We start from the raw sequence: 1,072 nt of genomic DNA, 5'->3' as shown, positions 1-1,072 counted from the left end.
GCCAGTACAACGTGGACCAGACCGAGTACCACTACACGCGGCTGAAGGCCGACGATCCCGAGGCCGATGAGGCTAATCTGCGTCGGCAGGCCGAGGCGCTCGCCGAGCAGGACACGAACGACAAGGCGAGCGAGGACTACAACGAGGCGAACGCGGACTATCAGTCTCGTGCTACGGCGCAGAACGAGACGGTTCTCGCTCGTTGGAGCGATGCCGAGACTTCCGCGAGCGAGTTCACTCCGACCGTCGAGCCTTCTCGTGACACGACGTTCCGTGACTCGGCAGGCGACCTCGACGGCTCGGGCTATTCCCCGCCCGGTGGCGGGGACTACTCGGGTTCGCCGACCAGTTCGGGCACGGGGGGTTTGAACCCGCCGGAGTCGTCGACGACGTTCGGCGGCGGAGGCACCGGCTCTGGTGGCTCTGGTGGCTTTGGCGGTGTTGGTGGCGTTGGCGGTGTTGGCGGTGGGACGGGCCTGGACTCGGGCAATCCCTGGGACAGTTACGACTCCGACGACGAGGACGTCTCCGGTGGTCTTGCATCGGGCGGCAGTGTCGGTGCGGGAACGTTTACCGGTACTGGTGCTGGCCCGGGGCTCGGTGCCGGGAGCGGCCTGGGCGGCGGCGCTGGTGGGGGTGCGGGTGCGGGTCTGTTCGGTCCGGCGGTCGGCAGCGGTGGCGCGGGCTCCGGTGCCGGCCGTGGAGCCGGTGGCATGGGTAAGGGCCAGGGCTTGTTCGGCAAGACCGCTGGAGCCGGCACCGGTGCTGGCAGGGGCGGGACGTCGTCGATGATGGGCGGTGGCCGCGGTGCGGGTGGCGCTCCCGGTGAGGATGAGCAGGGCCGCGAGACCTGGTTGACCGAAGAGGACGACATCTGGGGTCTGGCCCGCTTCGAAGACGACAACGACCCGCTGGCCTGAACCCCCGACACCGCCTCCAAACACGTAGGCCGTCAATGACTCGTGCCCGCCCTCGTGACTTCTTGCAGAGTCGGAGCGGAGCGCATATCAAGTTGAGATCGACTACGCCAATGAGGTTTTCCCGGCAACTTATGTGGCACTCTGAGTGATCG

General features: G+C 67.4%; 1 pseudogene. It reads left to right on the top strand.

From position 1 onward, the window contains the following. Positions 1 to 920: pseudogene (locus L0U85_RS20960) on the top strand (hypothetical protein); the annotation flags it as partial. Positions 921 to 1,072: the final 152 nt, after the last annotated feature.

Source organism: Glycomyces sp. L485, from assembly GCF_022548875.1.
Taxonomy (GTDB): Bacteria; Actinomycetota; Actinomycetes; order Mycobacteriales; family Micromonosporaceae; genus Glycomyces.
The sequence above is the reverse complement of the archived record's forward strand: the minus strand, read 5'-3'. Positions and strand labels throughout refer to the sequence as shown.